The sequence below is a fragment of the Mycobacterium sp. Root265 genome (assembly GCF_001428895.1).
Classification (GTDB): Bacteria; Actinomycetota; Actinomycetes; order Mycobacteriales; family Mycobacteriaceae; genus Mycobacterium.
In genome coordinates this window covers 550,881-576,759 of sequence record NZ_LMJA01000001.1, presented here as the reverse complement: position 1 = coordinate 576,759, position 25,879 = coordinate 550,881, and the positions used below count along the sequence as shown (strand labels likewise).

Sequence of the window (25,879 nt, the reverse complement as noted above, 5' to 3'; positions counted from 1 at the left end):
AGCGCAGCCTTCGGGTTGCGCGGACCGGTGCCGTTCTGCATTGTGCGCACCGCGGTGATGGTGTCGGAACGGTCGCGGAGACATCACGACCCGGGCACGGGAGTCTCTTTTGGGTCACGGATCTGCATCTCATTTATGCTGCGCCACAGTCGAATTGGGAAACGGCTCAATCGGTCGGTAGAAATAGCGGTGACGGCCGTCAATTAGTGCGGTCGTTGCGGTTCCCGCCCTGATCGAAAGAGTTGACGACCCGATGAGACGCTTCTGTGCCCTGCTGCTCGGCCTGGCTGTGTTGACAGTGACTCCTGGTGTCGCATCGGCTGATCCGTTCAACACCCGCCCGGCCCGCAACCAGCAGGCGGTCGACTACGTGATCGCGCGGGCACTGGCCCAGCGCGGCGTGCCGTTCAGCTACGGCGGCGGCGACGCCAACGGCCCCACCCGCGGTGTCGTCCGCGAGGCTCCGGCCGCCGCGGAACCGGCCGCTGCCGCCATCCCGGGCGGCGTTCCCGGCCTGAACTTCCCCGGGTTGGCCCCGCCGGCCCCGGTCGCTTCTCCGCTCGTTCCCGGACTTCCGGCCGCACCGGATCCGGCGGCCAACGTGGTGGGATTCGACGCCTCGGGCATCATCGTCTACGCCTTCGCCGGCGTCGGGGTGAAGCTGCCGCGGTCCTCGGGCGAGATGTACAAGGTCGGCCAGAAGGTACTGCCGGAACAGGCGCTGCCCGGCGACCTGATCTTCTTCGGCCCGGAAGGCACCCAGAGCGTGGCGCTGTTCGTGGGGAACGGGCAGATGCTGGAAGCCTCCGACTCCGGCGTGACGGTCTCGGCCGTGCGGACCGCCTCGATGACGCCCTATCTGGTGCGCATCATCGCCTGATCCGCGCCGTACTGTTGAACGCGTGGATTCACCTGCGACGCGGCGTGTGGAGTTCCCGGACATCAGTTCCCGGGCCTGGGAGCATCCCGCGGATCGGACGGCGCTGACCGCGCTGCGCCGGCTCAAGGGGTTCGACCAGGTCCTCAAGGTCATCTCCGGTGTGCTGCGCGAACGCCAGCACCGGCTGCTCTACCTGGCCAGCTCGGTGCAGGTCGGTCCGCGACAGTTCGCCGACCTCGACGCACTGCTCGACGAATGTGTGCACGTGCTGGACGCCCCGGTACGGCCGGAACTGTTCGTGGTGCAGTCGCCGACGGCCAATGCGTACACCATCGGCATGGACAAGCCGTTCATCGTGATCACCTCGGGGCTCTATGAACTGATGTCCCATGACGAGATGCGCTTCGTCATCGGCCACGAACTCGGACATGCCTTGAGCGGCCACGCCGTGTACCGGACGATGCTCATGCACCTGATCCGGCTGGCGTCATCCTTCGGTTTCATCCCGGTGGGCGGCTGGGCACTGCGCGCCATCGTTGCCGCCCTGCTGGAATGGCAACGCAAATCCGAGCTTTCGGGTGACCGCGCCGGTCTGTTGTGCGGGCAGGACGTCGATGCGGCCATCCGGGTCGAGCTGAAGCTGGCGGGCGGCAGCCATCTGGACAAGCTGGATTCGCAGGCCTTTCTGGCGCAGGCGCGGGAGTACGAGCGCTCCGGTGACATGCGTGACGGTGTGCTCAAACTGCTGAATCTGGAGTTGCAGAGCCACCCGTTCTCGGTGCTGCGGGCGGCGGCGCTGACCGGCTGGGTGGACACCGGCGGTTACGGCGCCATCCTGGCCGGTGACTACCCGCGCCGCTCCGAGGATGCGTCGGTCGGCTGGACCGAGGATGTCGGCGCGGCGGCCCGCCAGTACAAGGACGGATTCGACCAGTCCGACGATCCGCTGATCCGCGGGATCCGGGACGGCGTCGGCGGCCTCATCGACGGGGTGGGCCAGGCCGCCACCAGCGCGGTGGATTCGCTGGGGCGCAAGATCACCGAGTGGCGCAGCGGCTACGACGGTGGGGACCGCTGAGATGGCTGACGAGTCCGCGGGTTTGAACGGGGTCGCCCGCACCGCGCTGCTGGTCGCCGCCATCCGGGCCCGGGAGAGCCGCCGCCAGGATCCGTTGTTCGTCGACGCGTTCGCGGACAAGCTGGCAGGCGACACCGGCCGGGAGTTCCTGGAAGCCGCACTGCAGGCTTCGGGGGAGCAGTCGACGGTTCAGATCGTTGTGCGGACCCGGTTCTGGGACGAGGCGCTGTTGCGTGCCACCCGGGCCGCGCATCAGGTCGTGATCGTCGCGGCGGGAATGGATGCCCGGGCCTACCGGCTGGACTGGCCCGCCGGGGTGACCGTCTACGAACTCGATCAGCCTGCGGTCATCGAGGCCAAGGGTCACCTGCTCTCCGAGGACACCCCGCGCGCCCGGCGGGTGGCAGTGGGAGTGGACCTCGCCGATGACTGGCCGCCCGCGCTCACATCGGCGGGCTTCGACGCGGGCGAACCCTCGGTGTGGTTGATGGAGGGCCTGCTGCAGTACCTCGATGAAGCCGAGGTGAGCGCCCTGTTCGCCCGCGTCGACGCCTTGTCGGCGCCTGGTTCGGTGCTGCTCTATGAGGTGGTGGGCACGGCGCTGCTGAAGTCGCCGTTCATGGCGCCGGTGCTGGAATCCATGGCGGCGCAGGGGTCGCCGTGGTTGTTCGGGTCGGACACTCCGGGTGAGCTCGCCGAACGGCACGGCTGGTCGGCGGCCGTCACCGATATCGCGGTGCCCGGCAATGCGTGGGGTCGCTGGTTCGCTCCCGCCGTCCCGATGGACGTGGCGGGTGTGCCGCGCGGCTACTTCATCGAGGCCGTCAAGCCCTGACCTATTCGACCGGCAGCGAGTTGTCGCGCTGCAGGACGAAGAAATACGGACGTTTGCCGCCGCGGTAGTCCATCGCGCCGATCACGGTGTCGTCGGAGATCTTGCGGAACACGTCGTTGATCGGGAGATTGTCGTAGATCATTGTCGCGCTGTCGGTTCCGCGGTACCGGGTGGTGCGCAGCCGGGCTTTGGGTGCCTTGGTGCGCAGCGCGGGCCGCAGTGCCGAGATGGGCTGTACCAACGAGAGGTTACGCACCAGCGGCACCTTCGTGGCGATGCCCAGACCGCCGAAGGCGAGCACCGGATTCAGCGGCCACAGCGCGGTGCCCCCGTCTTTCGGGAACAGCAGGGGATGCACGGTCTCGGCATCGACGAACTGCTTGCCCCACCAGCCGCTGGCGGCCAGCAGCCCGTCCATCGGGTGCGCGGTCGGCAGTTCAGCGCCGTGCCAGGTGCCGATCATGAAATCCGGGTCGACACCGGGGGCGGCGTCGAAGACGTCGAGCGCTTCGGCGGTGGTGGTCGGCACGGTGGTCAGCACGTCTTCGGCAAGCATCCCTCCACCATACTTGACACGTGTCAAGTGCTCAATCTGCGATGTAGTCGGCCAGATGCCGACCGGTCAGCGTGGAATGGTCGGCCACCAGGTCCCGTGGTGTTCCCTCGAAGACGATGCGCCCGCCGTCGTGTCCGGCTCCCGGCCCCAGGTCGATGATCCAGTCGGCGTGGGCCATCACGGCCTGGTGGTGCTCGATGACCACCACCGATTTGCCGGCGTCCACCAGGCTGTCCAGCAGCGCGAGGAGTTGCTCGACGTCGGCCAGGTGCAGGCCCGTGGTCGGCTCGTCGAGAATGAAGACCGTCCCCTCGTCGGCGCCCTTGTCGCTGAGTCTCGCGGCAAGTTTCAGGCGTTGCCGCTCGCCACCGGACAGCGTGGTCAACGGCTGACCGAGGGTGAGGTAGCCCAGGCCGACATCGGCCATGTGGCTCAGGATCTTCTGTGCTGCGGTCACTTTCGACTCGCCGCTGTCGAAATAGCCGACGGCTTCGGTCACCGGCATGGCGAGCACCTCGGCGATGTTCTTGCCCGCCAGCGTGTATTCCAGCACCGAGGCCTGGAAGCGGCGGCCCTCGCACTCCTCGCAGGTGGATTCCACCGTGGCCATCACGCCGAGTTCGGTATAGATGACGCCGGCACCGTTGCAGGTCGGGCAGGCGCCCTCGGAGTTGGAACTGAACAGGGCGGGTTTGACGCCGTTGGCCTTGGCGAACGCCTTGCGGATCGGCTCCAGCAGGCCGGTGTAGGTCGCCGGGTTGCTGCGCCGGGAACCGCGGATCGCGGCCTGATCGATGGTGATGACACCGTCGAGACCAGCCACCGAACCGTCGATCAGCGAACTCTTTCCCGAACCCGCCACACCGGTGACGACGACCAGGACGCCCAGTGGGATGTCGACATCGACGTCACGCAGGTTGTGGGTACCGGCACCGCGGATCTCCAACGCGCCGTTGCGCTCTCGCACCGACTCCTTCAAGGCGGCGCGGTCGTCGAGGTGGCGGCCGGTGATGGTGCCACTCTTGCGCAACGCTGCGACGGTGCCCTCGAACACCACCTCACCACCGGCGCTGCCCGCCCCGGGGCCCAGGTCGACGATATGGTCGGCCACCGCGATCGTCTCCGGCTTGTGCTCGACGACCAGCACGGTGTTGCCCTTGTCCCGCAACTGCAGCAGCAGGTTGTTCATCCGTGCGATGTCGTGCGGATGCAGCCCGATGGTCGGCTCGTCGAAGACGTAGGTGACATCGGTCAGCGCCGATCCCAGGTGCCGGATCATCTTGACGCGCTGAGCTTCTCCGCCGGACAGGGTTCCTGCCGGTCGTTCCAGGGACAGGTATCCCAGGCCGATCTCGACGAAGGAATCCAGGGTGTGTCCGAGTGCGGTGAGCAAGGGCGCCAGCGGTTTGGCCGCCGCCTTCTTGGTGAGCTTGCCGATCCACTGGGCGAGGTCGGTGATCTGCATGCTGCTCACGTCGGCGATGTTGACGCCCTCGATCTTCGATGACCGTGCCGCGTCGGAGAGTCGGGTGCCATTGCAGTCCGGGCAGGTGGTGAAGGTGACCGCGCGTTCGACGAAGGCGCGGATGTGCGGCTGCATCGCGTCGACGTCCTTGGACAGATAGGACTTCTGGATCTGCGGTATCAGGCCCAGGTAGGTCAGGTTCACTCCGTCGATCTTGAGCTTGGTGGCCTCCTTGTACAGCAGCGCGTCGAGTTCGGACTTGGTGAACGTGTTGATCGGCTTGTCCGGATCGAAGAAGCCGCAGCCGTTGAAGATCCGGCCGTACCAGCCCTCCATGCTGAACCCGGGGATGGTGAGCGCACCGCCGTTGAGGGACTTGGTGTCGTCATAGAGGGCGGTCAGGTCGATGTCGTTGACGGCGCCGCGTCCCTCGCAGCGCGGGCACATACCGCCGAGAATGTTGAAATCGCGGCGCTCCTTCACGGTTTTGCCGCCCTTTTCGAACGTCACCGCGCCGGCCCCGCTGATCGAGGCGACATTGAACGAGAAGGCCTGCGGGGAGCCGATGTGGGGTGTGCCCAACCGGCTGAACAGGATTCGCAACATTGCTCCGGTATCGGTGGCGGTACCGACAGTGGAGCGCGGATCGGCGCCCATTCGTTGCTGGTCGACGATGATGGCAGTGGTCAGGCCCTCCAGCACGTCGACGTCGGGGCGGGCCATGCTGGGCATGAAACCCTGGACGAATGAGCTGTAGGTCTCGTTGATCAGGCGCTGGGATTCCGCGGCGATGGTGTCGAACACCAGCGAGCTCTTGCCGGAGCCGGAAACACCGGTGAACACCGTCAGTCGTCGCTTCGGCAGTTCGATGTCGACGTTCTTGAGGTTGTTCTCCCGCGCTCCGGTCACCCGGATCAGGTCATGGCTGTCGGCGGCATGCGGCATGTAGAGCGATGTTGCCATGCGCCGGTATGCCCGAGGCGGGGGACACGGCCTTCCCGGCCGCCGGCGTCAGGGAGCTGCCGGACTGATCGGTAGGACACCGTCGATCACGTTGGCCAGCAATCCCTTCCGATCGAATTTCCCGCTGGGCAGGGTCGGCATCTGGTCACCGGTGGCGATCACCCACCGGGTGGGCACCTTGTAGGCCGACAACTGTTCGCGGGCGAGCCGGCGGACGGCGGTCAGATCCAGGCCCGTCGCCACTGGGACCACCACGGCGCACACCTCCTCGCCGCGCTCGGGATGCTCGAGTCCGACCACCACGCACTGCGCGACGTCGGGCAGCGCCGAGATCACCGCCTCGACTTCCAGCGGTGACACGTTCGCACCACCGGCCTTGATCAGATCCGTGGTGCGGCCGACGTAGAACAACCGCGGGTCGCCGGTTCGCCGGTAGACACGGTCCCCGGTGTGATACCAGCCGTCGGCGTCGAAGATCTCTGTGCGCTCACGCTTGTTGTAGCCGGCCATCACCCCCACGCCGCGGATCCACAGTTCCCCGGTGGTGCCGTCGGGCACAGGCCCGCCGTCCTCGTCGACGATGGCGATCTCGGTGTGGACGAATCCGCCCGCCGTCTCGGACATGGTGCGGTGCACCGGAAATCCGTCGGGCACGTCGGTCATCGCGATGTCGAGCGGGCCGTCCCGCAGCATCGGGGCGCTGGACAGGTCGCGATCGGCAAAACTCGGGTGGTCGCGCACGCGCTGGGTGAACGCCGGCCAGCCGACGATCCCGGTGCCACGTTCGGACTCCACCATGTCCAGCGCTGTCGCCGGGTCGAGACGCGCCATGACCAGCAGGGTGATGGTGTCGTGCAGGGCGCCCATGGCCGCGAGCAGCCCGCCGATCCAGAAGAACGGCATGGCGCACAGGATCCGGGGCCGGTCCTGGGATCCGGTGACCGCCCGGATCGCGATGGGCCAGGTCGATGTCTGGCGCACCAGGGTGCCGTGGGTGTGCAGCACGCCCTTGGGGTCGGCGGTCGAACCGGAGGTGTGCACCATGATTGCCAGATCGGCGGGCGACACCTCGTCCTCCACCGCGGCGAGCACCTGCGGTGACACCCGTTGGGCCAGGTCGTCCCACCGGGTGGCCCAGCGATACCCGGTGTCCTCGGTGAGCACGATCCGGCGCAGATACGGTGCAACGGTGAGCGAGAGGGCATCGCGACCCTGATGCCGGAGTTCAGGCAGTGCGGCCTCGAAACGCCCGCCCACATCGGTGCCGAGCACCTCCGCCGGGGCGATCAGCGTCCCGATGTCGGCCAGCCGCAACACCTTGGCGATCTCGGCGGGCGCATACAACGTGCTCAACGGCACGACCAGTGCGCCGATCCGCGACAGTGCCAGCCACCAGCTGATCCAGTCGATCCCATTGGGGAAGAACAGGCCCACCCGGCTGCCCTTCCCGATACCCGCCGCCAGCAGCCGGCGGGCGATGTCGGCCGAACGCGCCTCGGCGTCCTGATAGGTCAACCCTCCGTCGGGTGTGATCACATAGGTGTCCTGCCCGGACGCGCGCACCCGTTCGGCCAGCAGCGCGGGAACGGTCAGCGGCGTTACAACAGTCTGCGGAGATGTCACCCACTGATCATCGCCGACGACATCACTCGACAGGGCAGCGGCCTCACTCCACGAGATCGACGGGGGTCGGCCCGAACAGATACAGCTCATCGATGATCGGTGCCGGATCGCCGGACCAGTTCATGGTGGTCAGTTGAACGCGGCTGCGTCGCCCGGTGCGCCACCGAAGTGCCTCGAATCGGGTAGTGGTGAGCCCTATTTCGGGTCCCTCGGCGGGCCCGCACAGATACTCACCGTCCTCGACGGTGATGCGCACGGGCCGCGATGGCTGCAGCATCGGGATGAGCCGATCCGAGGTGTGCCAGACGGCGGCGGATTCGCGAGCTCCGGCGCGATCGAGGGCGCCGCGGATATCGTGCTCATGGCAGGCGATATCGCCGAGCGGAGGGCTCAAACCGTCGGTGGCCGCCATCCGTTGCAGACGCGCCGTGGCGGCGCCCCACGCCGCCAGCAGCTGCGTCGTGTTCCGGTCCGCGAACCTCGCGACGTGCTCGGCCGTCTGCTCGTCGGTCGGCGCCCCGCCCAGCGTCCGATCCGCCCAGTCCTCGGCGACGGCGGCCATGTGGGCCACCACGTCCCGAATGGTCCAGCCGGGACACGCCGGCACGCCGGTCGCCCAGGACGGGTCCCCGTCACCGGGGAGCAGAGCGCAGATTCGCTCCACGGTGTCCCCATAGATCCGCGCCGTCAGGCGTGCGTCAACGGTCTGCACAGGAATCACATCCCTGCTCGGTGTCTCCAGCGGTGCGGTCGCCGTACGCGTCGTGCCACCTCCACCACTCGTAGGGCGGAGTCTGCGGGTAGCCGGCGGGGGAGTCCTCCCACGATTCCTGACGGCCGAGCGCCGTGATGTCCAGATAGCTCCAGGTGGTTCCGAATGCCTCGTCGCCGCGATTGTTGACGAAGTAGGTGCGGAAGATCTGATCGCCCTCGCGGATGAAGGCATTCGTGCCGTGCCATTCGGCGACGTCGAAATCGGTGTCGAAGGCGACACCTGATTCTTCGACGATGGTGTACCAGGGGATGGTCCAGCCCATCCTGTCCTTGATCCGGGTGATGTCCTGCTGCGAGCCGCGAGAGGCATAGACCAGCGTGGTGTCGCGGGCATTCAGATGGCTGAGGTCGCCGACGTGATCGGCCATCAATGAACAGCCGCTGCAACCGTGTTCCGGCCAGCCCTCGACGCCGGGGTCCATGAACGCGCGGTAGACGATCAGCTGTCGCCGCCCGTCGAACAGATCGAGCAGATTCACCCTGCCGTCCGGTCCGTCGAAGGCATAGCGGTTCTGGACCCGGGTCCATGGCATCCGTCGGCGCTGTGCCGCCAACGCGTCCCGGGCCCGGGTCAGTTCCTTCTCCTTGACCAGCATCTCGGCATGGGCGGCCGCCCATGCCTGCGCGCTCACTATCGGTGGCTTCTGCATCGTGGCTCCTTGTCGTTGCGCCCGCTCACAATCATTCAAGCTCTTTGTTGAATATGCATCGAGCAGAACACACGTCACCCGATATAGTCAACAGAATGGTTGAAGATCAGCTGCTGGACCGGGCGTACGCCGCGCTCGCGGATCCGACACGTCGCCGACTGCTGGAGGCCCTGCGGGAAGGTGACGCCCGCATCACCGATCTGGCCGCGCCGATGCCGATGACGTTCGCGGGAGTCTCCCGTCATATCGGGGTGCTGGAAACCGCGGGTCTGGTGACCCGTGAAGTGCGTGGCCGTGAACACTGGCTCTCCCTGCGCGACGACGGGTTGACCCCGGCCGCGCAGTGGATGGGCGAGCAGACCGATTTCTGGTCGACCCGCGCCGACGCGCTCGCCGAGCGGCTGCGCCGTAAGAAGGCCGGGCAGTGACCGAGACGCGCACTGTGCACGTGCAGCGGGTCATGCCGGCCCGCCCCGAGGAGGTGTTCGACGAGTGGCTGGACCCGGAGTCGTTGCGGGAGTGGATGTGTCCGCGCCCCACCCGGTGTGTCACCGTCACCGTCGAGCCCCGGGTCGGCGGGCTGTTCCGCTTCGACGTCGATGACCGGGGCACCAGCGTGCTCATCACGGGGCAATTCGTCAGCATCGACCGGCCACGCCTGCTCAGCTTCACCTGGACCAACTCCTACTGGGTGGATCCGACGATGTCCAGCGTGGTCACGGTGACCTTCGAGCCGTTGCAGGACGACCAGACACTGATGTCCATCGAACACGCCATGCTGCCGCCGGAGGAGTACGACAACTTCCACGACGGTTGGCAGAAGACCGCCGATCAGCTGGCGGATCTGTTGGACGCCTGACGGCTCGAGGGGGTCGAAGCGCTTTTCACCTTCCGGTTGCGCTGCCAGGAGGGCTCAGGCAGCGCACGGCGTTGGCGGGGCGTCGATTCTGCTGCCATCGCCTCCACGAAGGACCGAGGCGGCATGAATCGCGAGTACAGCACGTACGGCCGATCGCTGGTGTACACGAATGTCACCGAGTAGCGGTCACGGTCCGTCGGTCTCATCAGACGGTGGACGAGGCGGCCGGTGTCGGCGTAGACGGCGGTTCCGGCGGTGCCCGTCACGTGATGCCAATCGGATCGGGGCGCCACGCCGGCGATTGCCTCGTCGTCGAGGAAGGTGATGCCCGGTCGGCAACGGAGGCGCCGACGCGTGTCCTCGCTCGTCGGCAGCGACAGGTGCTGGAACGGGCCGCACCCGGAATCCACATCGTTGAGGTAGACGATGATTTTCAGCATGCGTCGATCTTCGGCGTCGAGGTGCCAGTGCCGAGCCTGCTGGCTCGGGTGGGGTTCGCGGGCGCGTTCCACCTTCACCTCGAGCCCGACGTATCGAACCGGTCGCTGGATGTGCCGCTCGGCGATATCGAGGTTCTGTTCATCGAGTCCCCAGCGATAAAGGGACTCAGGTGCATTGGGCAGGTAGCTCACCGACCGGGTGGTGTCATGGGTGCTCAGCCACCGAACGGCTGTGGCGATCTCGTCGTGTGCCGCGCCATCCATGTCCACGCGACGGCTCGCGACACCGGTTTCGTCCAGCCGCCGCACCAGGTCTTCGTCGGCAGCATCGAGCGCAGGTAGCGGCGCCACCTGCTCGTCTCTGCGGGCAAGGCGACCGCTGAGCGCGGGGAGTTCTGATGTCTGGCGAACCCAGTCGACCATGTGCAATTGCACACGAGCCAGATGGTTTTCGCGCACGACCACAATACGGCGTCGATCCCGAGTCAACCGCGGACCCTTCAGTGACGGGCGCAGGGACCAACCCGGTGTCTGCGCAAAAGGCTTGTGAGCAAGATGTATTCGGAGATCATAGGTGCCGCCCACGGGCTGTGCGCGCGGCGTCCCGGCGGTGGCGGCGCGCGGGGATTCTTTCGCAAATAATCTCCCGTTCGCAAGAACTCTGGAGATCGACAGCAAAACAGGAAAAGGCACATGCCCGGGGTCTCATCGATCCGCGAGCTTCGATAGCCCGGGTCCGCCGGAGCAAAAAGCGCGCACAATCGACCGTCGGCGCTTTCGGCGCGAGGAAAATTCACCCGTGTCGAAATTAGGTCGTCGGACGTGCAGTTGGTAGTCTCGTGCAATACGTCGCAGTCGTGAAGCGACGTATCTGTGTTCGGCCGAATCGCGGCCGGGGTCAGTATCACCCCCTTTACGGCCTGTTTGGCATCGCACACCCCCAGAACCTCCACTGATTTGGGCGACCGTCGGTCGCACAACCCAGGCTTGGTCGACATGACGTTCGGCCAGTAAAAAAGAAGAAAGAAGTAAGACCATGGCAGAAGGAACCGTTAAGTGGTTCAACAGCGAAAAGGGCTTCGGCTTCATCGCTCCTGACGGCGGCGCACCGGACGTGTTCGTGCACTACTCCGAGATCCAGGCCGGCGGATTCCGCAACCTGGAGGAGAACCAGCGCGTGAAGTTCGAGATCACCCAGGGCGCCAAGGGCCCCCAGGCGGTCGGCGTCACCGGACTGTAAAGACCTACTCGAGCCCCCGGGCCGATCACGCTCAGCGTGGATCGGACCGGGGGTTTCGTGCTTTCTCAAGCATTCGCGATGACTTTCGGTACGTGCCCCGGTCTGAATACTGTTCGTTGACGGTCTGAGGAGGAACGCGTGGTCCAACTGCTGAGAGTCCAGAATTTCGTGGTATCGCAGGACGGTTTCGGCGCCGGCCGCGACCAGAGCTTCGAGCGTCCGTTCGGGCACGCCGATCCGGCGGCCCTGATGTCCTGGGCCGGTGCGACCGCGAGCTGGCCCAACCGCACAGATCCCGGCGGCAGCCGCGGACTCGACGATTACTTCACCAGGGACTTCGCCCGCAACATCGGCGCCGAGATCATGGGCCGCAACAAGTTCAGTCCCCATCGCGGTGCCTGGGCAGACCACGACTGGCAGGGCTGGTGGGGAGACGAGCCGCCGTTCCACACCCCGGTCTTCGTGCTGACCCATCACAAGCGACCGTCGTTCACATTGTCGGACACCACATTCCACTTCATCGACGCCGACCCGGCGACCGCACTGGAGCGGGCCAGAGAAGCCGCCCAGGGCAAGGACGTCCGGCTCGGCGGTGGGGCGCACACCGTTCGGCAGTTCCTGGACGCCGATCTCATCGACACCCTGCACGTGGCGGTGGCCCCGGTGGAGCTCGGTGGGGGAACCCGACTGTGGGGGAGCTCCGATGAGCTGCTCGACCGGTTCCATCGTGATGTGGTGCCCAGCCCCAGCGGGGTGACGCACCACCTCTTTTGGCGGCGTTGACGGCTCTGCCGGTCTAGGCTCCGAGTGGGTGGCCGGGGCTGAGGCGGTGGTGCACGGTGTTCGTGACGCGTCTGATGTGTACCGCCGCGGTGTGCATACTCACCGTGACCGGCTGCGGGGGCGGACAGCCGCCAGGTAGCCCATCGAATCTCAACAAGATCGACGCCGCCGAGTTCCGGCGAGCTGTGGAAGACGCCGCCGCCACGTTGATGGTCCCGGGAGCGATGGTCGCATTGCGCACCCCGCAGGGCAGCTTCGATGTCGCCGTCGGCACCACCGAGTTGGGTGCCGCGCAGAAACCCGATGTCGAGACCCGGTTCCGGATCGCGTCGAACACCAAGACGATGACCGCGGCACTCATCATGCTGCTCGCCCAGGACGGCAGGCTCGCCCTCGACGATCCGGTCGGCAGGTACGTCGACGATGTGCCCAACGGCGCGAACATCACCATCGAGGAGCTGCTCACGATGCGCAGCGGGCTCTACGGCTACACCGACGACCCGGAGTTGTCCGCCGAACTCGACCGTCACCCGGCGCGCAGCTGGACACCGCAGCAGGTGCTGGCCATCGCCTATCGGCATCCGCCGCGTTTCGCACCGGGCGCCGAATACGACTACAGCAACACCAACTATGCGCTGCTCGGTCTGGTGGCCGAGAAAGCCGGTGGCAGAACGCTGTCCGAACAATTCCGGGACCGTCTGCTGGACCCGCTGGGACTGGACCAGACGACTCTGCCCGCCGTCGCTGACACCGTCATCCCGGCCCCCGGATCACACGGCTACATGTACGGGCCCACCCGGTACGCCCTGCTCGACGAGCCCTATCCGGCGTCGATGCAAGCCGAAGCCCGGGCCGGCACGCTGCAACCCATCGATTACACGAACCAGAACTCGTCGTATGCGACCGCCGCCGGCGGCGTCATCTCCACCGCCGACAACCTGCTCACCTGGATCAGGGCATTGGTGACCGGTGAGGTGCTCGCCGCGGGCACCCAGGAACGCTGGCTGGACGGGCTCCAGGCCGAGGATCCCGGCCAGCCCGACGGCAAGCAGTACGGGTACGGCATCACGCACCAGAGCTTCGGGGACGGCGCGGCCATGTACTTCCACGGCGGCGAGTTGCCCGGCTTCAACTCGTTCATCGGTCACGACCCGGAAAACGATGTGACGCTGGTGATCTGGACCAATCTGACGTTGTCGCCGGACGGGCGGACCACGGCCAATGCCATGCTGGCACCGATTCTCGACGAGATCTACGCGGGCCTGGCACTGGCGTCCTGACCGATCAGTATCGTGTCCGGTGATGGTTTTTGATCGATCCGAAGACACGGCCCGTGCACGTCGCAGTCTGCGGGGCGCACTTCGTGGTCGCCGGGATCCCGCGCCGGTGGCCGGACAGCGCAGACGCAGCGCCACGCACGTCGGTGATGTGCACACCCGCAAGGTGCTCGACCTCACCATCCGGCTCGCCGAGGTGATGTTGTCCTCCGGATCGGGTACCGCCGACATCGTCGCGACCGCGCAGGACGTCGCGGCGGCCTATCAGCTCAGCGACTGCGTCGTCGACATCACGTTCTCCACCATCATCGTGTCGGCATTGCCGACCGCCGACAGTCCGCCGCTGACCATCGTCCGGTCGGTGCGGCACCGCGCCACCGACTACACCCGGCTGGCCGAACTGGACAAGCTGGTCCGGCGCATCACCTCCGGCGGCGTCACCGTCGACCAGGCGCATGACGCCATGGACGTGCTCAGCGAGCGCCCGCATCCCTATCCACGGTGGATGGCGACCGCCTGCTGGGCGGGTTTCGCGCTCGGCATCGCCATGCTGCTCGGTGGCACCTGGCAGATCTGTGTACTCGCCACGGTCACCTCGGCGGTCATCGACCGGGTGGGCCGTCTCCTGAACCGGGTCGGTACCCCGTTCTTCTTCCAGCACGCCGCCGGCGCCGCCATCGCCACCTTGGTGGCGGTGGCGGCTTATCGCTTCGCCGACCAGAACCCGACGGCGCTGGTGGCCACCGGCATCGTGATGCTGCTGTCCGGGATGACGCTGGTGGGCTCCGTGCAGGACGCACTGACCGGCTACATGGTCACCGCCGTCGGGCGACTCGGCGATGCGTTGTTCCTGACCGCGGGCATCGTGGTCGGCATCGTGGCGGGCCTGCAGATCGCGACGCTGGCCGGTATCCAGATCGAGCTGCACATCGACGCGACGCAATCCATCATCGTCGCGACCGGCCCGCTCGAGGTCGGTATCGCGGTGTTCGGCGCGGCCCTGGCCGGCGTGTGCCTGACACTGGCGAGCTACGCGCCGCTGCGGTCGGTGGTGACCGCCGGTGTCGCGGCCGGTGCCGCACAGGCGGTGCTGATCGGGCTCGGTCACGCCCAGATCGGTGTGGTCCTGGCGACCGGTATCGCCTCCGTCGGGGTCGGTCTGTTGGCCACCGTGACCTCCATTCGCCGCCAGGCGCCGGCCCTGGTGACCGCGACCGCCGGCATCACGCCGATGCTGCCGGGTCTGGCCGTCTTCCGGTCCGTCTTCTACTTCGCCGTCGACGAACGGTTCCTGGACGGCATCGCTCAGCTGCTGTCTGCGGTGGCCATCGCCCTCGCGATCGGTAGCGGTGTGGTGATGGGTGAGCTGCTCGGTTCCCCGCTGCGGTACCGGGCCGGCCGGGTCGGCGATTTCGTCCGGATCGAGGGGCCGCCCGGGCTGCGCCGCGCCGTCGGTCGGGTGGTGCGCCTGCAGCCGGCCGACACCCCGCCGATCACCGGAGCGCCCGTGCCGCGGGCACAGAGTGTGGCCCTGGAGCCGGAGACGGCGACCGAGGATCTCGACAGCGACGGGCAACCGCGGGATGTGGGCGCACCCGACGACGGCAGCCCCGCGAGCTGACCGTTACAGCGCGTCGAGGGTCTGGGCGGCCAGCCCGAAGGCCAGCGTCATCCCGAGTCCGGTGGTCACCGTCACCGAGCTGACCGTCGGCTCGTGCCGCGCGCGCAGCACATCGGTGCGGCTGCTGGAGGCGTACACGCCCTGCCAGCGCTCCAGCACCTGCAGACGGTCGACACCGAGGATGCGGCTGACACCGGCGAGCAGGTGTGCAGACACCTCCTCGTCGAGGAAGGGCGGTGCCGTGACGCCGTAGTGGTGCGAGTCGCCGATCAGCAGGGTGCCGTCGGGCCGGCTGGTGAACATCATGTTCGCGCCCAGTTCCAGGAGTTCGGGATTGCCGCGTTCCAGCTCTGCCCGCACCGACGCCGCGGCGGCCAAATTCGCCATGCCCTCGTACCGCAGCATCGACGTGCCGGTCAGCACCGCCGAATCCAGCAGGTGACCGGTCGGCGCCTGCACCAGTGCCATCTGTAGGCGGCATCGCACCACCTCGTTGTCTTCGGCGATCACCGGATACAACCGGTCCAGGTCGTGGCCGACGCACACCAGGACGTGCCGTCCGCGCACCACGCCCCGGCTGGTGTGCACCGCGGCATCGGTGCACCGCACGGCATTGGTGCGCCAGTGGAACCGCACCCCGGGCTGCTCGGCGAGCCACGCGGCGATGGCCGCGACCGTGGTGCGCGGATCGACCCGTAGATCCGCCGGGAACCAGGCGGCGCCGAGGATCGCGGGATCGGGGGTCCGTCCGGGCCCGGACAACCGGGCGTGCACCTCATCGGCGGTCAGCAGGTGCACCGCCTCGCTGCCGCGGTCATCGCGGAACTCCTCGATCAGGGCGGCCTCGGCGGGACTGCGCGCCAGCACGATGGCGCCCGCCTCGGGCGCCCAGAACCCGCTTTGAGCCGCGGTGCGCAGCCACCCGCGCCGGGATGCCTGGGCCGTCTCCAGCAGGGCAGGGCCCTGCGCGGTGATGCAGGCGTGGCCGAAATTGCGCACCGAGGCGCCGACGGCCTGCGCGTCGCGTTCCACGATCTCCACGGTGAGTCCGCGGTGTACCGCCTCGGCAGCGTGCGCGAGGCCGATGATCCCCGCTCCGACGATGACCAGATCAGGGATCGCAGATTTCATGCGGCCATCTTCGGGGGCCCGCGAATCCCGCCGAACGCGGGGTGGATTCGTTCACCGGGGGTTTGATTTCCCGTCATCTCCGATGCCGTCCGAGCGGCGGGCCTGGGCTATCGGTGACGCCGGCGACGACAAGGCGCTAGCCTTTTGACCCATGACCGATCGACAGCGTGCCGTGACGCGCTCCACCGTCAAGGCTGCACTGGCGACGACACTGCTTACCGGCTGCGCGTTGTTCACCGCCGGACTGGCCGGTGCCGAGCCGGCACCGTTGGTGCCCCCGGGCGATCCCGCCGCGCCGATCCCGGGTCAGCCGGTGGCCGTGAATCCCGAAGAGTTGGTGGCCGCGCCGCCTGCACCGCCGCCGGTCGGCGCCCCGCCGGTGCCGCAGATGACCAACCCGGCCTACGGGCAGGGGTCCTCCGGTGGCGGGCTGGGTTACATCAAGGATCTGTGGAACGCGGCCAGGTCGAATGACCCGATGGCCGCGTTCTCCGAGGCCGGCACGGCCGGGATGCCCACCGGGGCCCCTCCGGGAGCCGGCCCCGCACCCAAGCTGCCGCCGGGCTACATGTCGCTGACCGATCCGTCGTCGTCGACGCCGTCGTTGCAGGGCACACCGCAGGTCGGTGGCCCGGCGCTGCCGCCCGGATTCGTCTCGCTCTCGGATCCCAACCCGCCGGCCGACGTGCTGCCGATCGGCGCCCCGGGAGCGGCGCCGGCCGCGGCACCCGCACCGGGCGCGCCACTCCCGCCGGGAGCGGTGCCTCCTCCGCCTCCTCCGGCACCGCTGCCGCCGACGATCATTCAGCAGGGCCCGATCCGCTGAGTCAGCCGAGCCCGGCCCGCCATTTGTCGAGGAGCCTGCGGTCGCGTTTGGTCGGGCGTCCGGCGCCGCGGTCGCGTACGGCCACCGGCACCACGGTCGTCGGTGGGATGACCGGCGTGCGGTCCAGGTAGCAGGTCACCGCGTCGGCGGCGCCGACCCGTTTCTGGATGACCCGGACCACCTCGACGATGCGAGTCCGATCACCCACCAGTGCTTTCACCGTGTCACCGGGGGACACCGTGGCCGACGGTTTTGCGACCCGGTCGTTGATCCGCACATGCCCGCCCCGGCAGGCCGCCGCCGCGTCGGGGCGGGTCTTGGTCAGCCGGACCGCCCACAACCAGCGATCCACCCGCGTCGACTCCATGCCTCCATCATCGCGCACCGAGGCCGATGATCTCGGGCGCGTCGGTCACGATGCGGGCCGTCGGGCCACGATGGCGAAGTTCAGTGGAATCCGTGGAGTGCCGGGCGGCAGGGTCCATCCCTGAGGGCCCGACACCAGCGACGGGAACGCGGGCCAATCCATGTACGGCAGTTCGGTGAACTTCTCGATATGCAGTCCCGCGCCGAGCAACGCCCCGACGACCTCGCCGAGGTCGTGGCGCCATTCATGATTGGTGGTGTGGGTGATCTGGCCGGACGAATTCTCCGTGTAGGTACCGCCATCGTCGTAGGTCCGGGCGCCACCACCGGCCAGATAGTCGTCGGTGATCTGCCACGGCTCGAATTCCATTGCCGCCAGGAGCGGGTGGTCGTCGCGAATCAGAAATACCCCGCCGGGGACCAGCAGGTCGTGGATCGACTGCGCCCAGTCGTGCCCAGGACACGGTGTCGGTGCCGATATGGCACTGCAGGTGCAGCAGGGACCGACCGCGCACACCGCTGTCGGGCAGGTGTTCGGCCAAGACCGCCAGATCGCGTTCGACGACATCCGAGATCCGGGTGGGATCGGCCAAAAAGCCTTCCACGTCATACATTTGGGAGCGCGCGTGCACCTCGGCGCGCTGATCCCAGTTGGCTCTGTTGGATGCGATCGCGTCGCTGCCACTCATTCGTCCCCCCGCGGTGGTGTCCTTCGGACAGTGTCACATCCGTGGGGGAGCGAATCGCGGCTAGACCCTGCCTGCCGCGTAAGCGGCCGCCTCGTTGGTCATTCCGTTGATCGCGTACATGGCGTGCGCGATCGACGGCATGCCACCGGGCGTGCCGTCGCAGATGGTGTCACCAGGTGCGCACAGTTCCACGGTCTTCGGTGCGTACAGCGGGCCGATGGTGCTCATCGGCGCGCCGAACTGGTTGAGGAACGCATCGGACGGGTTGCCCAGCAGCACCACCGCTGCGACATGCTCGGAAACCTTGTCCGGCAGTGGATTCGGGATGTAGGAAAGGTATTCGGCTGGCACACCGTCGGGGATGGCGTCGGCAGTGACGTAACCGGCGACCACCGCGCCCTGGGAAAAGCCGCCGAGGACCACGCGGGTGTCCGGGCAGGCCGCCGCGGTCGCCTCGATGTGTGCTCCGGCGTCTCGTACTCCGTCGACCACGTTCTGTCCGAAGGCAATCCGGTCGCCGAAGTTGTCGCTTGCGGGATAGTTCACCGGATACACCGACACCGATTTGCCGGGGGTCTGGGCGCGGAACGCGTCGACGAAGGCCTGTCCGGTACCGCCCACGCCGGGCGCCTCGGCGGTACCGCGGGCGAAGACCACCTCGACATCGGGGCAGGGTTCAGCGGAGGCGGCCGGGGCGGTGGTTGCGACCACCATGCCCGACGCGATCAGGGCGCCGGCCCCGAGAAACCGCACGGATTGACGAAGACTCATCATCGAACTCCTTCGGGACGCGGCGCGCACTCCTGCTGGCAGGGCGGCCTGATCCTCTGTACCCGTGATGTTTGCCACTGAAACAGCAGCGATGAGTTCCGCGTCCGGCCCGAGTCGGTATCTGGATACGGTGCACACGAGAGGAGCACGCGACATGGTCATCGTGGCAGGACACATCATCGTCGACCCGGCCGAACGGAAGACCTATCTGGACGGTTGCGTGAGCGTCGTGCAGGCCGCGCGGCAGGCGGACGGCTGCCTGGACTTCGCCATATCCGCAGATCTGGTGGAATCCGGCCGGATCAACATCTTCGAGCGCTGGGACTCTCAGGCCGCCGTCGAGCAGTTCCGGGGTGGCGGCCCGTCCGACGAGCAAGGCGCGGCGATGCTGTCGGCGGCGGTGGCCGAGTACGACGTCGCCGAGGTGCGCGGTCTGAGCTGACCCCCGGCGGGGTCAGGTGGCCGAGATCGGCGCCGGCGCGCCCGAGATGGCGTTGGCCACGAAGTCCGCTGCCTGCTCTGCCATGCCATTGGACTTGTAGGAACTGTGCGCGCTGCGATCCAGCCCGCCCGGGAAGCAGACCGGGTCTCCCTGGGCGCACAGCTGAACCGTCTTGGCCGTGTACTGCGAGCCCACCGTGACCGGCGGTGCGTCATGGTCGACGAGGTTGAGGAACCAGTTGTCAGGGGTGCCGAACAGCGCCACGGCCGCCACGTGCGGTGACACCGAGGCGGGCATCGGGCCGATACCGTCGGGCAGTGCAAGCCCGGCCGGGACCGTGTCGAAGGTGGTGTACCCCGCGACCGCCGCGCCCTGTGAGTAGCCGCCCAGGACGATCTTGGTGTCCGGGCAGGTGGCGGCGACGGTCTCGATCCTGTTGCTGGCGTCGGCAATGCCCGCGGTGGCGGCCTGGAAGTCCAGGGATGCCGGATAGTTCACCCCGTAGACGTCGACGCTGTCGGTGCCCAGCCGGCTGGTGAGCGCATCGACGAACGCCTGCCCGGTCGCGCCCACTCCCGGGGCCTCGAACGTGCCGCGGGCGAAGACCACTTCGACATCCGCGCACGGCGCCGCGGGATCGGCGAACGCTTTCGCGGTCGCCAGGGGTCCCATGGTCGCGGTCAGGACGAGGACGGTGGCGGCGACGTATTCGACGCGGTGTGAGCGGGAGGTGTGCGACATCTTGGTGGCCATTTCGATCCTTCTGGGGGAGGTGATCTTGAATGTTGTGATCAGCATTCCGTGATCGCCGCACCGGCACATTGACGCAGACGCCACTGCTGGTGTTCCTGCTAGCACTACCTCCGGCTCAGTCGACGTCGCCGACGAAGGTCACCGTCTCGGCCAACGGGGCGCGCAGGGTGCGGATGTAGTCGACATCCGGATCCTCCCAACCGATCGACATCCCGCAGAAGAGCATCAGTTCGGCTGGGGGAGTGAGAGCTTCCTCGACGGACTTGCGAACCTGGGACCACGCCATCTGAGGACAGCTGTGCAGGCCCTCGGCGCGCAACAGCAGCATCACGGTCTGCAGGTACATCCCGAGGTCGGCCCACTGGGGCCGGCCCATGCCGCGGTCGATGAAACAGAACAGGGCGGCCGGCGCCCCGAAGCACTCCCAGTTTCCGATGGCAGCGCGCTGGCGGGCCTCCCAGTCCTCGCGGGCGATGCCCAGCGCCGCGTAGCGCTCCCTGCCGAAACGGGATCGCCGCTCACTGTAGGGAGCGGCCAGTTGCGGCGGGTACATCTCGAATTCACGTTCGTCCCAGGGGTCGCCCGCGGCGACCCGTTCGACGGCGACCTTCTTGAGCTGTTCCAGCGGCGCACCCGTGACAACGTAGATGTGCCAGGGCTGCAGATTCGACCCGGACGGCGCCCAGGCGGCCGCGGAAAGCACCCGCTCCAACACGTCCGGGGGCACCGGGTCCTCGGTGAACCCGCGCACCGCCCGCCGACTCTGCACTGCCTCGTATACGTTCACGACCGTCTGCCTCTCTGCTCGGCTTGTGGGATCAAGCCTGGCAGCGGTCGCGCCCGAGTGAGCCCTTGATATCCCGTGGCCGGTGCGTGGTCCTACACGCGCGCAGCGGCGTATCCGGCGGCCTCGGTGACCATGCCGTTGGCGGTGTAGAGGTTGTGTGCCACCGGGTCCAGGCCGCCCGAGCAGATCGGGTCGTTGACGGCGCACAGGTCCAGGGTCTTGGCGGCGAATGCCGAGCCGACCGGCACGTAGGGCTGGCCGATCAGGAAAAGGAATCGGTCGTTCGGTTTGCCGAACAGGACCACCGCATCGACGTGGCCGGCGACGTCCGGGTCCAGCGGGGTCGTGGTGCCGAAGGCGAACGAGTTCGGCGGTATCGCCGGGGCGTCCGCGGTGACGAGCTGGGCGACCGCGGCGCCCTGCGAGAATCCGCCGAGCACCACCTTCGTGTCGGGGCACTCTGCTGCGAGTTGGCGGATGCGGTTACCGGCATCGTTGACCCCGATGACCGAGGTGGGCCAATCGTGGTTCGCCGGATAACTGACCGGGTAGAGCCCGACGGTCTTGTCGCCGACCTGACTGCGCAGCGCGTCGGTGAAGGCGTTGCCCACACTGCCTGCGCCCGGGCGTTCGGTGGTTCCTCTGGCGAAGACCACCTCCACGTCGGAGCAGGGCTCGGCGGAGGCGGGCGGTGACCAGCCCAGCAGCATGCCTGCGGCGGTCAGCGCGGCGGCTGCCAGCAGTGCGGAGACGGATCGGGTCTGAACTCGCATCGTTGTCGTGCCCTCCTCGATATGGGTGGGCACCTGCTCGGCGGCGGCGAAGTGCCCGTCACCGCCGATCGTAGTGACCGCGTGACACAGACCACGTCGAACATGAATAGACTCACGTTGTCGGTGCACGCACACACCGTGCTCGAGAGTTACGAATCGTCGCTTAGCTGTAAAGTACTTTGTAGTGCGTGCCGAGCCGTCTCCGGCGGCGCGAAGCAGTTGTTACTTCAGCCCTTGTCCGGAAAGGCAACTCGTTGAACGCGGTTCTGGCGCGCACGGCCATATTTCAGGATGTCGACCCCGACGCGATGGCGGCGCTCGAAGCCGAGCTGGAATGGATCACGTTCCGGCGCAACCACACAGTGTTCACCGAAGGCGAGCCCGGCGACCGGCTGTATGTGCTCGTGCAGGGCAAGGTGAAGATCGGCAAGCGCTCGGTGGACGGACGCGAGAGCCTGATCGCGGTGATGGGCCCGGGGGAGACGTTCGGCGAGCTGGCGCTGTTCGACCCGGGGCCACGTACGGCGACGGTGACGACCCTGACCGAGGTCCGCGTGGCCGCGGTGGCGAGGCAGGCCTTGAGCGGCTGGATTTCCGAGCGCCCGGAGATCTCCGAGCAATTGCTGCGCGTGCTGGCGCGTCGGCTGCGCCGCACCAATGACGATCTGTGCGACATGATCTTCACCGACGTCCCCGGCCGGGTGGCCAAGCAGCTGCTCGACCTCGCCAAGCGATTCGGGCGTCCGGAGGGTGATGTGTTGCGGGTGGATCACGAGCTGACCCAGCTCGAGCTCGCACAGCTGGTGGGTTCGTCCCGCGAGACCATCAACAAGGCGCTCTCGGAGTTCGCGAACCGCGGCTGGATTCGTCAGCAGGGCAAAACGGTGTTCGTGCTCGAACCGGCGAAGCTGGCCCGCCGCGCCCGGTAGTCAGAGGCCGGGCGTGGCGAATACGAACAGCGCCATGAAGGCGACGTTGATGAAGAAGGTTGCCTCGACGAGGCTCACGGTGATGAAGAACGGTGTGTAGAGCCGTGAGAGCGCCTCGGGCTGGCGGGCGACTCCTGCGATGAGCTGCGCGCCGGCCATGCCGTCACCGACGCCGGCGCCGATCGCACCACCGGCCAGCACGATGGCACCGGCGAGTAGTGCGTTACCCATGAGTTCTTCAGCGGCCATCGGACACCTCCGGTGTTGTTGAGCGGTTCTCCAGGCGTCGGGCGATGATGTCCACGGCGCACGTTGCGCCATCCTCGTCCGCAATCAACTGTGAATAGTGATGGGCGCGTTGGGTGTACATCGGCTCCGCGGTCGCCGCGGTGATGGCGGCAGTGAGTCGATCGGCGCTCAGCCCGACGCGGCGCATCGGTGCAGTGGCCACGCCCAGTGCATGCAGACGATGAGCCCAGAACGGCTGATCCATGATCCCCGCGACCGGAATCGAGGGCCTGCCCGCGCGCAGCGCGGCAGCGCTGGTGCCGGCTCCACCGTGGTGGACGATCGCGGCCATCCTGGGGAACAGCCAGGAGTGCGGCACGTCGTCGACGGTGACGACGTCATCGCCGGTGCCGTGCAGGCCTGCCCACCCCGACTGGATCACGCCCCGAACTCGGGCCGCCTTCAGCGCGTGGGTGATCGTCTCGGACAATTCGTCACCGTGTGCCGTGGCGGTGCTGCCGAATCCGATGAACACCGGGGGTCGGCCGTCGCCGAGAAACTCTGCCAGGTGCGCCGAAGGCTGCCACGAGGGGTCGACTGCGGGCCACCAATATCCGGTGATGTCGAGTCCGCGGCGCCAGTCCGGCGGTCTGGGCACGACGTGCGGGCTGAACCCGTACAGCATGGGCCACCGGGCGCTTCGTTCTGCCTGATAGCCGCGGCGGGAGCGCGCCGGCAGTCCCAATTCGGCCCGAAGGTTGTTGATCAGCGGGGTGTAAACCTTCTCGCCGACGGTCGAGGTTGCCCACACCAGCTTGTTTCCGAGGCGGCCGAAGGATCGTGTCGTCAGCGGCGGGGGTGCGAAGACGGTTGTGGGACTGGCGGGTTGAAGCAGGGCGCCCATGCTGGGGATCTCCAGCGCTTCGGCGACGTGATAGCCGAGCAGCGATCCCACCGGCCCACCGAAGAGCACGAGTTCCGCATCACGCCCGGCCTCTGCCATGGCCTCGCCGACACCGGCGAGATCCTCACGTAGCGATTGCAGCGTCGCCTTGGACGGTGTCATGCGAGCGCCGTCGACCATGGCCTGGCCGTATTCGGATTCACGGGTGGCGCGCTCGGTGTCCCGCGGCAGGAGTCGAAATTCCAGACCGGCCGCGGTGATCATGTCGCGGTATGGGCGTTGAGCAGCGAGCGCTACATCGACGCCGAGTCTCTGCTGAAGTGCTTGTCCCAGACCGGTGAATGGTGCGACGTCACCACGGGTCCCGAACGCCTGGATGACGACGCGGGTCATGACTGTGCCCGGGTTGCGAGATCGAACATGGTGACGAGTTGCTCGCCGTATCCGATCACGTCGTAGGCGGGATCGCGGGCGACTTCCCAGACCGCGCCGTCCAATGCTGCGCGCAGCGCATTCTTGGTGAAAACTGCTGACATCGTGCGAAACTCGCCGCTGTTGATCCCGTCGGTGATGAGCGCGAGTGGGTCGAGCATCGTGAGTTCGCCGGACGGCGGACCGGACCGGGCAGCGGCCTGGTCGAGCCTCAGACCGTCCTCGGTGCGGAAACTGGTGACGATCTCCAGCATTGCCACGGCGGCCAACCGACTGTCCTGGATGAACTGTACGTTGGCGCGGATGTAGGCGGCCAGCTTGTCTCGGGCGGTGCTTTCGGCGGCAACGGCGGGCGCGATGATTGCGGCTGCCTGCCCGAATACCGCTGCAACCACCGCCTCGATGATGTCGGTCTTCGATGTGAAGTGGTACAGCACAACGCTCTTCGCGATACCGACATGTTCGGCGATCTTGGCCAGCGAGGCCTGGGTGTATCCCTTGGTCGCAATCGTCTCGATCGCACCGGCCACGATCTGCTCCCGGCGCGCCCTCTCGGTGAAGGTTGATCCACTAGACCGCATGGTCAGAATATAGACCGATCGGTCAGATGTGCGCAACCCGCCGCCACAGTGGCGCCGATATCACCGCAGACGGTCGGCGCGAAGTGCCCACAGATCGCCGGGCGCGATCCGAGGCTCTGCTGCCGACCGGCCCCACAGCGATCCGATGGCGTTGGCGCGCAGAGCGTCCCAGCAGACGCCGTGCTGCGCATCCTCCTGTCGGCCGCGCGTGACGACACCAGTCGTCCGCGCTGTGTCCCCCTTCATGCGGTCTCACTCAACGCCGTGGGGCGACATCCCGGCAACCGATTTATCCGTCGGCAGACGCGTGAATGCCGGCCGAGGACTGAACCGGCCGTGCCGTCAACGCCAAGCGTCCACGTCCTCCCGAAATATCGAGAAGAACGTGGACGCGGCGGGACGCTTTAGTTCGAGGCTTCCAAGATCTTGATCGCGAAGATGAGGGTGTCACCCTTTTGGATGCCCGCGGCGGGTTGGCCCTCGGCGTAACCGTCCGCAGAGGTCATCGCGACCGCGACGGTCGAGCCGACCTTCTGGCCGGCGATGGCCTTCTGGAATCCCGGGATGACGCCGTCGAGCGGGAAGTCGACGGGCGAACCCGTCTGGTAGCTGCTGTCGAACACCGACCCGTCGCGTCCGTTGACACCCATGTAGCAGACCGACACCGTGGCCGTGTCCGGGACGACCGGGCCGTCGCCGGCCTTCAGGGTCTGGACCTGCGTCTCGGTGACGCTGAACGGTCCCTGCACGTCCACCACCGGCGAGGCGGTGTCGGTGGAACCGGTGACCGCGACGCTGCCGGTGGCGCCGGAGAGGGTCCACTCCGGTGTGCCGGGAGTTGCCGGCGCAGCCGACGGGCAGGGGCTCGCGACCGGCGCGGTCTCACCTGCGGTGGCCGGGATGTCGAACACATCGTTGGTGGCGGACGAGCTGGTCGAGGCCGCACTTTGGGTGTCGGAGCCGCATGCGGAGACCGTCATGGCGATTGCCGCAGCGCCTGCGAGCAGCGCGATGGAGGAGGGGACGCGAGAACAATTCACGTTCGCCACGCTACCGCCGCAGCACCGCTGCCTCGTCGGAAGGCCTGCCTGGAGAAACGGTCGCCGCCGGCGCGGCGGCGGTGCCCGTCACTGGGCGCGTGCTGAGTCGTTGTGCGACGGCTGTTTTCGTCACGTGTTCACCTGAGCGGTGACAAATTCTATTGCACGCGCGCCACATAGTCG

Annotated in this window: 29 protein-coding genes and 1 pseudogene; 12 read left to right on the top strand and 18 right to left on the bottom strand. The window is 67.4% G+C overall.

Features of this window, described 5'->3' with window-relative positions:
- The first annotated feature begins 253 nt into the window (after positions 1–253).
- Genes ripD through ASE48_RS02670 form a run of 3 tightly spaced genes read left to right on the top strand, consistent with a single transcriptional unit; the run spans position 254 to position 2,793 of the window.
- A complete protein-coding gene (ripD, locus tag ASE48_RS02680) occupies positions 254–880 on the top strand; it encodes an NlpC/P60 family peptidoglycan-binding protein RipD (RefSeq protein WP_057165423.1) in 627 nt (208 codons plus the stop codon).
- A gap of 22 nt (positions 881–902) precedes the next feature.
- Positions 903–1,958, top strand: coding sequence for a M48 family metallopeptidase (locus tag ASE48_RS02675; RefSeq protein ID WP_057165422.1), 1,056 nt, complete (start codon positions 903–905; stop codon positions 1,956–1,958).
- 1 nt (position 1,959) lies between these two features.
- Entirely contained in the window at positions 1,960–2,793 is an 834-nt protein-coding gene (locus ASE48_RS02670) for an SAM-dependent methyltransferase (protein WP_057165421.1), read from the top strand.
- A 1-nt stretch (position 2,794) separates the two neighbouring features.
- Here the strand turns inward: ASE48_RS02670 and ASE48_RS02665 are convergent, their stop codons facing one another.
- The 5 genes from ASE48_RS02665 to ASE48_RS02645 all read right to left on the bottom strand — a co-directional run bounded on the left by ASE48_RS02665 (position 2,795) and on the right by ASE48_RS02645 (position 8,824).
- The gene (locus ASE48_RS02665) at positions 2,795–3,349 is read right to left on the bottom strand and encodes a DUF4334 domain-containing protein (RefSeq protein WP_057165420.1); all 555 of its coding nucleotides are present in this window, start codon (positions 3,347–3,349) and stop codon (positions 2,795–2,797) included.
- Positions 3,350–3,380: 31 nt separating this feature from the next.
- Positions 3,381–5,759, bottom strand: coding sequence for an ATP-binding cassette domain-containing protein (locus tag ASE48_RS02660; RefSeq protein WP_057165419.1), 2,379 nt, complete (start codon positions 5,757–5,759; stop codon positions 3,381–3,383).
- Positions 5,760–5,825: 66 nt separating this feature from the next.
- Positions 5,826–7,400, bottom strand: a complete 1,575-nt coding sequence (locus ASE48_RS02655) for a class I adenylate-forming enzyme family protein (protein ID WP_235570647.1) — start codon at positions 7,398–7,400, stop codon at positions 5,826–5,828.
- Between the two features lie 43 nt (positions 7,401–7,443).
- Complete coding sequence (locus ASE48_RS02650) at positions 7,444–8,112, bottom strand: maleylpyruvate isomerase N-terminal domain-containing protein (RefSeq protein WP_235570645.1); 669 nt, start codon at positions 8,110–8,112, stop codon at positions 7,444–7,446.
- Positions 8,099–8,824, bottom strand: coding sequence for a DUF899 domain-containing protein (locus tag ASE48_RS02645; RefSeq protein ID WP_057165418.1), 726 nt, complete (start codon positions 8,822–8,824; stop codon positions 8,099–8,101). The genes ASE48_RS02650 and ASE48_RS02645 overlap by 14 nt, the downstream gene beginning before the upstream one ends.
- A 95-nt stretch (positions 8,825–8,919) precedes the next feature.
- Here ASE48_RS02645 and ASE48_RS02640 point away from each other — a divergent pair, with 95 nt between their 5' ends.
- Positions 8,920–9,252, top strand: a complete 333-nt coding sequence (locus tag ASE48_RS02640) for an ArsR/SmtB family transcription factor (RefSeq protein WP_057165417.1) — start codon at positions 8,920–8,922, stop codon at positions 9,250–9,252.
- A complete protein-coding gene (locus ASE48_RS02635; protein ID WP_057165416.1) occupies positions 9,249–9,683 on the top strand; it encodes an SRPBCC family protein in 435 nt (144 codons plus the stop codon). Before ASE48_RS02640 ends, ASE48_RS02635 begins: the two co-directional genes overlap by 4 nt.
- Here ASE48_RS02635 and ASE48_RS02630 read toward each other — a convergent pair.
- On the bottom strand, positions 9,656–10,588 hold the full coding sequence (locus tag ASE48_RS02630; RefSeq protein WP_057165415.1) for a hypothetical protein: 933 nt from the start codon (positions 10,586–10,588) through the stop codon (positions 9,656–9,658). The genes ASE48_RS02635 and ASE48_RS02630 overlap by 28 nt on opposite strands.
- Positions 10,589–11,159: 571 nt before the next feature.
- Between ASE48_RS02630 and ASE48_RS02625 the strand changes: the two genes are divergently transcribed.
- From ASE48_RS02625 to ASE48_RS02610, 4 genes are all read left to right on the top strand, one after another.
- A complete protein-coding gene (locus ASE48_RS02625; protein WP_057165414.1) occupies positions 11,160–11,363 on the top strand; it encodes a cold-shock protein in 204 nt (67 codons plus the stop codon).
- 138 nt (positions 11,364–11,501) lie between these two features.
- Positions 11,502–12,146, top strand: a complete 645-nt coding sequence (locus ASE48_RS02620) for a dihydrofolate reductase family protein (protein ID WP_057165413.1) — start codon at positions 11,502–11,504, stop codon at positions 12,144–12,146.
- 62 nt (positions 12,147–12,208) lie between these two features.
- Positions 12,209–13,426, top strand: a complete 1,218-nt coding sequence (locus tag ASE48_RS02615; protein WP_442928654.1) for a serine hydrolase domain-containing protein — start codon at positions 12,209–12,211, stop codon at positions 13,424–13,426.
- Positions 13,427–13,448: 22 nt separating this feature from the next.
- Positions 13,449–15,044 (top strand): threonine/serine ThrE exporter family protein, encoded by a 1,596-nt coding sequence (locus tag ASE48_RS02610; protein ID WP_057165412.1) that lies wholly within the window; start codon positions 13,449–13,451, stop codon positions 15,042–15,044.
- 3 nt (positions 15,045–15,047) lie between these two features.
- Here ASE48_RS02610 and ASE48_RS02605 read toward each other — a convergent pair whose 3' ends face one another.
- Positions 15,048–16,175 (bottom strand): TIGR03364 family FAD-dependent oxidoreductase, encoded by a 1,128-nt coding sequence (locus tag ASE48_RS02605; RefSeq protein WP_057165411.1) that lies wholly within the window; start codon positions 16,173–16,175, stop codon positions 15,048–15,050.
- Positions 16,176–16,326: 151 nt separating this feature from the next.
- Between ASE48_RS02605 and ASE48_RS02600 the strand changes: the two genes are divergently transcribed.
- Positions 16,327–17,001 (top strand): hypothetical protein, encoded by a 675-nt coding sequence (locus tag ASE48_RS02600; protein ID WP_082613939.1) that lies wholly within the window; start codon positions 16,327–16,329, stop codon positions 16,999–17,001.
- A gap of 1 nt (position 17,002) precedes the next feature.
- On the opposite strand, the gene ASE48_RS02595 is transcribed toward ASE48_RS02600, so the two are convergent.
- From ASE48_RS02595 to ASE48_RS02585, 3 genes and pseudogenes are all read right to left on the bottom strand, one after another.
- Positions 17,003–17,368, bottom strand: coding sequence for an RNA-binding S4 domain-containing protein (locus ASE48_RS02595; RefSeq protein ID WP_057165410.1), 366 nt, complete (start codon positions 17,366–17,368; stop codon positions 17,003–17,005).
- A 45-nt stretch (positions 17,369–17,413) separates the two neighbouring features.
- Positions 17,414–18,056, bottom strand: a pseudogene (locus ASE48_RS02590) (class I SAM-dependent methyltransferase).
- Positions 18,057–18,116: 60 nt separating this feature from the next.
- Positions 18,117–18,827 (bottom strand): cutinase family protein, encoded by a 711-nt coding sequence (locus ASE48_RS02585; RefSeq protein ID WP_057165409.1) that lies wholly within the window; start codon positions 18,825–18,827, stop codon positions 18,117–18,119.
- A 154-nt stretch (positions 18,828–18,981) separates the two neighbouring features.
- Here ASE48_RS02585 and ASE48_RS02580 point away from each other — a divergent pair, with 154 nt between their 5' ends.
- Positions 18,982–19,269, top strand: coding sequence for a putative quinol monooxygenase (locus ASE48_RS02580; RefSeq protein ID WP_057165408.1), 288 nt, complete (start codon positions 18,982–18,984; stop codon positions 19,267–19,269).
- 12 nt (positions 19,270–19,281) lie between these two features.
- On the opposite strand, the gene ASE48_RS02575 is transcribed toward ASE48_RS02580, so the two are convergent.
- The 3 genes from ASE48_RS02575 to ASE48_RS02565 all read right to left on the bottom strand — a co-directional run bounded on the left by ASE48_RS02575 (position 19,282) and on the right by ASE48_RS02565 (position 21,582).
- Positions 19,282–20,022, bottom strand: a complete 741-nt coding sequence (locus ASE48_RS02575; protein ID WP_082613972.1) for a cutinase family protein — start codon at positions 20,020–20,022, stop codon at positions 19,282–19,284.
- A 115-nt stretch (positions 20,023–20,137) separates the two neighbouring features.
- Positions 20,138–20,809, bottom strand: coding sequence for a nitroreductase (locus ASE48_RS02570; RefSeq protein ID WP_057165407.1), 672 nt, complete (start codon positions 20,807–20,809; stop codon positions 20,138–20,140).
- Between the two features lie 92 nt (positions 20,810–20,901).
- Positions 20,902–21,582: a cutinase family protein gene (locus ASE48_RS02565; RefSeq protein ID WP_057165599.1), complete on the bottom strand. Its 681-nt coding sequence runs from the start codon at positions 21,580–21,582 to the stop codon at positions 20,902–20,904.
- A gap of 254 nt (positions 21,583–21,836) precedes the next feature.
- Here ASE48_RS02565 and ASE48_RS02560 point away from each other — a divergent pair, with 254 nt between their 5' ends.
- A complete protein-coding gene (locus tag ASE48_RS02560) occupies positions 21,837–22,511 on the top strand; it encodes a Crp/Fnr family transcriptional regulator (protein WP_057165406.1) in 675 nt (224 codons plus the stop codon).
- Here ASE48_RS02560 and ASE48_RS02555 read toward each other — a convergent pair whose 3' ends face one another.
- The 5 genes from ASE48_RS02555 to ASE48_RS02540 all read right to left on the bottom strand — a co-directional run bounded on the left by ASE48_RS02555 (position 22,512) and on the right by ASE48_RS02540 (position 25,705).
- Positions 22,512–22,742: a F0F1 ATP synthase subunit C gene (locus tag ASE48_RS02555; RefSeq protein WP_414688410.1), complete on the bottom strand. Its 231-nt coding sequence runs from the start codon at positions 22,740–22,742 to the stop codon at positions 22,512–22,514.
- 7 nt (positions 22,743–22,749) lie between these two features.
- Positions 22,750–24,036 (bottom strand): glycosyltransferase, encoded by a 1,287-nt coding sequence (locus ASE48_RS02550; RefSeq protein WP_057165404.1) that lies wholly within the window; start codon positions 24,034–24,036, stop codon positions 22,750–22,752.
- Positions 24,033–24,656, bottom strand: coding sequence for a TetR/AcrR family transcriptional regulator (locus ASE48_RS02545; RefSeq protein ID WP_057165403.1), 624 nt, complete (start codon positions 24,654–24,656; stop codon positions 24,033–24,035). Before ASE48_RS02545 ends, ASE48_RS02550 begins: the two co-directional genes overlap by 4 nt.
- A 60-nt stretch (positions 24,657–24,716) precedes the next feature.
- Positions 24,717–24,902, bottom strand: coding sequence for a hypothetical protein (locus ASE48_RS32515; RefSeq protein WP_156409004.1), 186 nt, complete (start codon positions 24,900–24,902; stop codon positions 24,717–24,719).
- A gap of 158 nt (positions 24,903–25,060) precedes the next feature.
- A complete protein-coding gene (locus tag ASE48_RS02540; protein ID WP_235570641.1) occupies positions 25,061–25,705 on the bottom strand; it encodes an FKBP-type peptidyl-prolyl cis-trans isomerase in 645 nt (214 codons plus the stop codon).
- Positions 25,706–25,879: the final 174 nt, after the last annotated feature.